We start from the raw sequence: 1,926 nt of genomic DNA, 5'->3' as shown, positions 1-1,926 counted from the left end.
TAACGCCGACCCTGCGCCGCGCACATCCGCGTGGCGCATGGTGGACGGCGCAGTGAGGCCATTGAGCCAACGGAGACAAGAACATGAGCGAAGCATTGGACGCCTACCGCGTCGCCCAAGAGCCTTATTACCGCCCCGTGGCCGACGAGGTCGAGCTGTTCGAAGCCGCCTACTCGGTGCGCATGCCCATGATGCTCAAGGGCCCCACCGGCTGCGGCAAAACCCGCTTTGTCGAGCACATGGCCTGGAAGCTGAACAAGCCCCTGATCACCGTGGCCTGCAACGAGGACATGACCGCCAGCGACCTGGTGGGCCGCTTCTTGCTGGACGCCAACGGCACCCGCTGGCAAGACGGTCCTTTGGCAGTGGCCGCGCGCCATGGCGCCATTTGTTACCTCGATGAAGTGGTCGAAGCACGCCAAGACACCACCGTGGTGATCCACCCTTTGACCGACAACCGCCGTGTTTTACCCTTGGAAAAGAAGGGCGAGCTGGTGCACGCCCACCCCGATTTTCAAATCGTCATCTCTTACAACCCCGGCTACCAAAGCCTGATGAAAGACCTGAAGCAGTCGACCAAACAACGCTTTGGTGCGCTGGACTTCAACTACCCCGAACACGACATCGAAACCGAAATCGTCGCGCACGAAACTGGTGTCAGCACCGAGGTGGCTGCCAAGCTGGTGGGCATCGCCGAGCGGGCGCGCAACCTCAAGGGCCATGGTTTGGACGAAGGCATTTCCACCCGCATGTTGATTTACGCGGGCAGCTTGATTGCCCAAGGTGTGGCCGCACAAGCCGCTTGCCGAGTGGCCTTGGTGCGCCCAATCACGGACGACCCCGACATGCGCGACGCCTTGGACGCCGCTGTTTCCACTTTCTTCTGAAGCAGGCACCCCCATGTCGGTGCAACTTCAAGACCACGCCGAGTGGGTCGAGCAACTCGACCCGGCTTCGGTGGACTTGCTCACACACACCTGGCCTGAGGCGACCAAGGTGTTGTCTGCCCGTGGGCTCGACAACTACGTCAAGGGCGCTGCGGCCTTGCGTGGTTTGGGCCGTGGCCATGCCTTGGTCAACGCCTGGATTGATGTCGCACCGCAAGTGGCCAAAGAGATTGGCGAGGATGTGGTCGGTGAGTTGGCCACCACCGCCCTCATGCTGGCGTCCAAAACCTCGGGTTCGGTGATCGAGTTGGTGCTGGCCACCGCACCGACCGCGGCCAAGCGGTTGGCCGACGCTGAACTCTTCATGCAGTACCTGCAGTTCCTTAACACCTTGGTGTCGCAAGCCCCGCGGGGCTTGAGGCCCATGCTGGGTCAGCTCGATGCGCTGTTGGGGCAGCTGACTTTGGGGGGGCTTGCGCCGCTGGGCCACTTGGGGGGTACAAGCCCACCGCACGGAATTCGAGGCCCAAATCGCCTACTTCGGTTTGCAGTCCAAAGAGTCTTTGGCCATGCTGCAACAAGAGCGCAAAGGCACCTTGTTGGTCGATGTGCAGCGGCGCATCAACATGTACCTGCGCGGCTTGTGGGGGCGCGATTTTTTCATGCGCCCCACCGCCGGTGACTTCGAAAACCGTGAAGGCTTGCGCCCCTTCATCGAGGACTATTTCATCCACTTGCCCGACGCCTTGGACGCCGTGCAGGGCAACGATGGCCTGATGGACGCCACCCAGATTTACCGCGCGGCTTGCGCCCACGCCGCGACCCATGTGGTGTTCACACGCCAAGCGATCTCGGCCGAATCGCTCAACCCGTGGCAAATGGCCTTGGTGGCCTTGGCCGAAGACGCGCGGGTGGAAGCCTTGGCGGTGGCGCGCTTTCCCGGCATGCGGCCTTTGTGGGCACAGTTGCACACCACCCCCGCCACGCAGCAAGCCACGGCAGGCGATTGGTTGGCCCGCATGGCGCGGGCGTGGATCGA

General features: G+C 62.5%; 2 protein-coding genes and 1 pseudogene. All 3 read left to right on the top strand.

Annotated elements, in window-relative coordinates; translation table 11 throughout:
- Nucleotides 1–83: 83 nt before the first annotated feature.
- The gene (locus Q0341_RS14495; RefSeq protein WP_299514739.1) at nucleotides 84–887 is read left to right on the top strand and encodes a CbbQ/NirQ/NorQ/GpvN family protein; all 804 of its coding nucleotides are present in this window, start codon (nucleotides 84–86) and stop codon (nucleotides 885–887) included.
- A gap of 13 nt (nucleotides 888–900) precedes the next feature.
- Nucleotides 901–1,569, top strand: coding sequence for a hypothetical protein (locus Q0341_RS14490; protein ID WP_299514737.1), 669 nt, complete (start codon nucleotides 901–903; stop codon nucleotides 1,567–1,569).
- A pseudogene (locus Q0341_RS14485) lies at nucleotides 1,550–1,926 on the top strand (VWA domain-containing protein); the annotation flags it as partial. The gene Q0341_RS14490 and the pseudogene Q0341_RS14485, both read left to right, overlap by 20 nt.

The organism is uncultured Limnohabitans sp., from assembly GCF_937889215.1.
In the GTDB taxonomy this organism is placed as follows: Bacteria; Pseudomonadota; Gammaproteobacteria; order Burkholderiales; family Burkholderiaceae_C; genus Limnohabitans_A.
The sequence above is the reverse complement of the archived record's forward strand: the minus strand, read 5'-3'. Positions and strand labels throughout refer to the sequence as shown.